The sequence below is a fragment of the Desulfonatronospira sp. MSAO_Bac3 genome, assembly GCF_003838035.1.
Classification (GTDB): Bacteria; Desulfobacterota; Desulfovibrionia; order Desulfovibrionales; family Desulfonatronovibrionaceae; genus Desulfonatronospira; species Desulfonatronospira thiodismutans.
Genome location: NZ_QYZY01000235.1, coordinates 1 through 6,511, shown reverse-complemented (window position 1 = coordinate 6,511; position 6,511 = coordinate 1). Strand labels below are relative to the sequence as shown.

Here is a 6,511-nt window from a genome sequence, read left to right as displayed (position 1 = left end):
GTCTTGGCGGAATAGACATAAAGCGGGGTGTCAAACTCCTGCACCAGTTCCTTGATACTTATATCCTCTGCATAAAGCTCGCCGTTTCTGTATTCAAAAAAATTCATTCTCTCTCCTGACTGTGTTTTTGAATTTTCAGTAAAGCTCTTTCACATTGGAGTGTACATCACCCAGGTTTCGGTAAACATTCACCCCCGTGAGCCTCACCCTGTTGTACTTTTCCGGATCAAAACCGCAAAGGCTTAACTGCAGCAGGTCACCGTCCATGTGCACCTCTTGAGCACCCGGAGGCAGAACCTCACTAAAAGTAGCCATAAAAGGACACCCCGGGCAGGGTACAACTGACTCCTCCACCTCCAGGGTCACCTCTGCCAGGTTCTGGTAGTTACCCTTCAATCGGGCCTGGATATGCAGGCACTCACCCTCAAGACGGGCCTGTTCAATCTTGATCTCAAAGCGTTCATCATCTGCTTCCGGCTCCGGCCAGACCTTCTTGCCGCATCCCACACCCAGCACCAGAAGCATAACCAGACCCCAGTATATATATTTTTTCATGCCGCTTGTCCTTCTGAAACGCCTTTTTAAAACTGTTATGCCAGGCAAGCCTATACATCACTTCTCAAAAGATCTTTTCTAAGATCCTGCAGCGTTCCAAACTCAGACTTTTTTTCCCGGACAGCATGAAGCGTTTCTGCTGCGTTGGCTGCTATCTGCTCCCGTCTTTCTTCAGCCATACGCAATCTCAGAAGCTCAATGACTTCCCTTCTGTCCTCTATGGGCAAGGCCTCAATTGCATCTATTGCTGTTTGATAAGGAGTTTCTGAATAACTGGACATAGCCAAATCTCCTGTTGCAAATATAAGGATTTTTAAACTTCTATGGACCGCTTGTACTTTTTTCTCGGATCAGCGGGAACTAAAGTTCTGTAAACAAAACAACGTAACTAATCAGCACCTGCTAAAGCTGGACAATCTAAGCGCTCTTTGCGGTTCTATGGCCCGGGGGCTTTGCAAACTGGGCGTAAACTGTTTGAGCAACGCTTCCTTGGAGCTCGCCCTGTTAAACACCGCATAGCGGTCCTGCTTCTTATTGTTCCCACGCTCCGCGTGGGAACAATCTTCGGACGCTCCGCGTCCAAAATGACCGCAGGAGCGGTCGAAAAACGTTCCCACGCAGAGCGTGGGAACGATAAAAAACCAGACCCCAGTATATATATTTTTTCATGACGCTTGTCCTGCCGGGTAAAAATGTTATCAGTAATTGGTTATCTGCTTTTTACCTGATTACAAATAACTTCCAAGTAACCAGACTTTTTCCTCTACCCTGCGCGATAAAAGAGGCCCGCTCGGGACAATTTCATACAGCACGGTCTACTCCCCTCCTTGGTTAAGGAGGGGCCGGGGGTGGTTCGTTCTAAATGATCACTTCCTTATCCAGTTAGCCACAGGTTCGGCTGGAACACTGACCCTCTTCACCCAGCCTCTTTCTTCAACTCAGCCAGCAGGTTCAACGCCTCCAGCGGAGTCATGCTGTTGATATCCAGGCCGGCCAGCCTGCTCACCACCGGATGCTCTTCACCCTTTTTAACACCGTGCTTATCGTCATTATCCCCTGTATACTGCCCACTCTGCACATCCTCTTTGACCTTCTGCGCCGGCCCCATGGACATGCCCTGCTCAAACATGGTCTTTCTCTGTTCCCGGACCACAGACTTGCGTTCCTTCTGCCTCTCCAGGTCCTCCAGGATATTTCTGGCCCGGTCCACCACCCGATCCGGCACCCCGGCCAGCCTGGCCACCTCTATCCCGTAACTCTTGTCCGCCGGGCCCGGCACCAGGCGGCGCAGAAAAACTATTTCTTTTTTCCACTCCTTGACCGCGATATTGTAATTCTTGAGTACTGAAAATTCCTGCTCCAGCTTAGTCAGTTCATGGTAGTGAGTGGCAAACAGGGTCCTTATGCCCTCGTGCTTGCGGGCCAGTTCCTCCACCACGGCCCAGGCCAGGGCCAGGCCGTCATAGGTACTTGTACCCCGGCCGATCTCATCCAGGATGACTAAGCTTCTCCTGGTGGCCTGCCTGAGTATCCTGGCTGTCTCAGTCATTTCTACCATGAAAGTGCTCTGGCCCTGAGCCAGGTTGTCCGAAGCCCCCACCCGGGAGAATATCCTGTCACAAAGCCCGATACTTGCTTCTCTGGCCGGCACGAAAGAACCCATCTGGGCCAGGATGGCGATAATGGCCGTCTGCCTGAGCACTGTGGACTTGCCCGCCATATTGGGGCCGGTAATGAGCAGTATCCTGGTCGGATCCTCCAGGTACATATCATTGGGCACGTACCCGGAACGCCCCTGAATGGCCTCAATGGCCGGATGCCTGCCTTTTTTTATCTGCATGCCTATGTCTTTACTAAGCACCGGCCTGCTCCAGTTCCACTCCCGGGCCGCACTGGCCAGACCCTGCCAGTAGTCTATACGGGCCAGACAGGCGGACATCTTCTTCATCCTGCTTCCATGACCGGCCACAAACTGCCTGAGTTCACCGAAAAGATCCATTTCCCTGGACTTTCGCTGCTCTGCTGCGCTCAACATGCTGTTTTCCAGGTCTTTTAACTCCGGAGTCAGGTAGCGCTCCGAAGAAGCCAGGGTCTGACGGCGCTGGAAATGCTCCGGAACACTGTCCTTCACCGCCCTGGACAATTCGAAATAATAGCCGAACACCCGGTTATAGCCCAGCTTGAGCTTGGGCAGGTCATTTTGGGTGCGCTCTTTCTCCAGCAGTTCCTTGAGCTTGGATTCGCCGTGGTCCGTAAGCTCGATTAATTCGTCTAAGCGTGAATCATAACCGGATCTAAAAATACCGCCTTCGGTTATGAGGTGCGGGGGATTCTCCACTAAGGCCTTTTCCAGGGTAAAACAAAGGTCCTGCATGTCATCCCAGTTTTCCAGGGTCTTATTTACCAGGCCTGGCTTGTCCTGCATCCCCTGCAGGGCCTTTTTAATCCCCGGCAGGATCTGCAAAGAACGAAGCAGAGCCGCCAGGTCCTTGGGGTTGCACCTGTTCAGGGCAATGCGGGTGTTGAGCCTTTCCAGGTCGTAGGCCTGATCCAGCTCCAGGCGCAGCAGTTCGCGCAGGTTGTTGTCTTTGTAAAGACAGTCAACAGTTTGCTGGTTGTCATTTATAGGACCTGGCTCTTTCCAGGGCTGGCGCAGCCTGGTCTGAAGATATCTGGCCCCCATGGGGGTAAGAGTGCGGTCCAGGACATGCAGCAGAGTGCCCGGGCCTTTTTGCCCTCCCAGGGTCCGGAAAAGCTCCAGGTTGCGGATGGTCACCTCGTCCAGGTAAAGATACCTGGTCAGATTCATGGGCTTGAATGAAGCCAGGTGGGTCAGCTCTTTCTTGTGGGTCTGGACCATGTACATGAGGATGGCCCCGCAGGCCCGCACCAGGCAGGGCTTGTCCTCCAGGTCCAGCACCTGAAGAGAAACCGCCTGCTGTGAGCGAAGTATCATCTCCCTGGCCGAGCGCGGCTCAAAATATGAGCCTGCAGGGACAAAATTTATCCTGGGCTGCAGGCCCACATGGGCCCTGGGCGGTTCATATCCCTGGGCAACAAGTATTTCCGAAGGATTTATCTTCTGCAGCCACTGCCAGAGTTCGTCCTCATTTTTAAGCTCCAGCCCGGTCCATTCACCGGTGGAAAACTCGGCCCAGGCCAGCCCTCCCCTGCCCCTGGATGTATCCCAGAAAAGGGCTCCCAGGTAGTTGTTCTCCCGGGCCTCCAGGCTGCTGTCCTCCACCACCGTTCCCGGGGTGAGCACCCTGGTGACCTCCCTTTTGACCAGTCCTTTGGCCGCACCGGGGTCTTCCACCTGGTCGCAGACCGCCACTTTGTGTCCCTTTTCCAGGAGCTGGCGCAGGTATTCCTCGCAGGCATGATAAGGCACCCCGCACATGGGGACCTTTAACTCGGCATTGGGGTTGCGGGCGGTGAGGGTTATCTGGAGTTCCCGGGCAGCTGTTTCGGCATCTTCAAAAAAAAGCTCGTAAAAATCCCCCATGCGGAAAAAAAGCAGGCAGTCTGGATAGTCCTGCTTGATCTGCATATACTGCTCCAGCATTGGAGTCAGCTTTACGTTTTCAGGTATATTTTTCCAGCCGGATACTTGGGGCATCTGGTATTATTGCCTTTGTTTCATTCACCAAGCTGCGTTCTGAAGGAAATGGAATGCCAGCTGTAGCACCTGGGACAGTTGAAAAACAGCTGCTCCCTCTTGAGACCGCACCTCTGGCATACAAAACGTTTTACACTGTTTGCCCTGCGGGTGAAAAACATAAGCTGTGCTTTGAAACTTTCTGTCAGAACCTGATGGTCCAGGCTCAGCTCCAGCATCTCCAGCCTGGCCGGCCAGAAGTCAGGACCAAGAACCAGGGTTTTTTCCAGCCACTCCAGGCACTCGGTGTATCTGCCGCACTGCTTCATGAAAATCGCGCAATAGTAGCACAGCACCATATCCTGCTCCAGCTCGGAAACGGTGTTGACCACGATGCTGGAACACTCGAACTGCTCCTGCAGGTTGTCGCCTGCAGATGACCTGGCTGCAATGAATTGAAAAAGACCCTCCAGCAGTACAAAGCGCAATTCGCGTTGAACATTCTGCAGGCCGCTTTTCAGGTCAAAACGCAGATTCGTCCAGTTCTGATGCCGGTAATCCCTGCAGACTATTTCAACCCAGGCCTCTACTGAACCCGGGTAAACCTTCAAGGCCTTTTCAATGAGTTTATAGCCGGCCCGGTCATCTTTGGACTTTTCCTCCTCCTGCCTGGCGGCCCTTACCAGATAGTGGGCCTGGGGCAGGGGCTGCTCCAGCAGGGCGTAGTACTGAGCCGCTGTGCTGAAATTGGTGGAATCAGCGGCCAGCCTGGCCATTTCCTTGATAACCGCCGGATCGTCACCGGTTATCTCATGGGCCTGTTCCAGGGCTGCCTGGGCACGGTCCAGTATACCGGCCCTCTTGTAGTCCAGGCCCAGTTCATACCAGGCCCTGGCCTTGAACTGCGCCTCCAGGTGGGGGCGGGCGATGAGATTGGTCCTTATCTGGATGGCTCGCTCTATCTCGCCCTGGGAACGAAAAAGATTGCCCAGGGCCAGATAAATTTCCACGGCATCGGGATTGTTGCGGACTACGCGGCTCAGCTCCCCTATGGCTGCAAAAGTGTCCTGGGAAGGAGGCAGAAAACCTTCATGCGGGTAAATTATCGAGGCATGCTGTTCTTTGATCTTGCGCCTTAAGCTGTGCAGCCACTTTACCATCAAAAAACCTCAAAGGCCCTGCCTTAAGCAGGGCCCTGAAAATGAATAAAGACTACAGATGCAATGGAAAAACTCTGAAACCAGTAAAGTCAGGCTTTCAGCCGAAACGCCTTAGAGCAGTGGCACCAAAGCATCCCAGGGTCTGCTTGTCCTCCCGGGTTCTCTACTGCTGAACTTTTTCAGGCCTGCAATCAACCGGAGTCCAGAGCTTTTCCTGTGGGGCTAACGGCTTTCCTGCTCTTCCTGAGAAGAGGTATTCAGGCCCAGACTGTCATCTTCAAGGGGCATATTGCGCAACGAGGTGATCTCTTTTTCAAGATCGGCAATCTTGGCTTTGCACCGCTTGACTTCGCCGTTCATTCTTATTTTTTCTCCCAGCAGATATATCAGGGCGATAAAACCGCCGGCCAGAAAACCAAGCAGAACAATCAGGTAGTAGGGGATATCAGTGCTTGTGAATTCAGCCCCAAAAATTTCCAGGTGCAGCTTGACGGTTTTGGACAGCAGTTCATGGTTCTGCACGAAAAAAAGCATGGCAAAGAAAAACAACAGAATCAGCAGGGCCACCCTTAAATAACGCATGGCTATCTCCTTTCTCAGGTATAGGTTTCAAAATGTGCTCTCAGTCGATCATACGCAGCAGACAATTATCCGGCATGACCGAAGTATCGCTCATTACTGCCATAAATGAAAAATCTCGTATCTGTTTCCAAGCAACTACAATTCCAGTTCAGTTATTTCAGCATGTAGCTCTCACCCAGGTTTGTCATTTTATGCTTACACCACCCAAGTAAATCCAGGCCACGGTGCAACTCCCCTTCCTCAGGAAGAAAGTATGGGTGTATCCATGTGTGGGTGTAAAGATCTTTTGACTCCCATACGCCCCTACTCCCATACGCCCATACTTCTTAACCCCGGGGTGGTTGTATGAATTCCCTTCCTTATAAAAATTCCAGAAACCCACCACCCAGGTAAATCCAAGCCACGGTACAACTCCCCTCCTTAGCCAAGGAGGGGTCGGGGGTGGTTGTATGAACTCCCTTCCTTATAAAAATTCCAGAAACCCACCACCCAAGCAAGTCCAAGCCACGGTGTAACTCCCCTCCCTCAGGAAGAAAGTATGGGTGTATGGGGGTATCCATGTGTGGGTGTAAAGATATTTTGACTCCCATACGCCCCTACTCCCATACGCCCCTAC

General features: G+C 52.5%; 5 protein-coding genes. All 5 read right to left on the bottom strand.

Translation table 11 applies throughout. The features are described from left to right. Window positions 1–135: 135 nt before the first annotated feature. Entirely contained in the window at window positions 136–555 is a 420-nt protein-coding gene (locus tag D5S03_RS08190; RefSeq protein ID WP_287043403.1) for a hypothetical protein, read from the bottom strand. A gap of 50 nt (window positions 556–605) precedes the next feature. Then, a complete protein-coding gene (locus D5S03_RS08185; RefSeq protein ID WP_008869411.1) occupies window positions 606–836 on the bottom strand; it encodes a hypothetical protein in 231 nt (76 codons plus the stop codon). A gap of 635 nt (window positions 837–1,471) precedes the next feature. Continuing rightward, complete coding sequence (gene mutS / locus D5S03_RS08180) at window positions 1,472–4,174, bottom strand: DNA mismatch repair protein MutS (RefSeq protein WP_050775139.1); 2,703 nt, start codon at window positions 4,172–4,174, stop codon at window positions 1,472–1,474. A gap of 20 nt (window positions 4,175–4,194) precedes the next feature. Continuing rightward, the gene (locus D5S03_RS08175) at window positions 4,195–5,313 is read right to left on the bottom strand and encodes a tetratricopeptide repeat protein (protein WP_008869413.1); all 1,119 of its coding nucleotides are present in this window, start codon (window positions 5,311–5,313) and stop codon (window positions 4,195–4,197) included. A 222-nt stretch (window positions 5,314–5,535) separates the two neighbouring features. Then, window positions 5,536–5,895: a LapA family protein gene (locus tag D5S03_RS08170; protein WP_008869414.1), complete on the bottom strand. Its 360-nt coding sequence runs from the start codon at window positions 5,893–5,895 to the stop codon at window positions 5,536–5,538. Window positions 5,896–6,511: the final 616 nt, after the last annotated feature.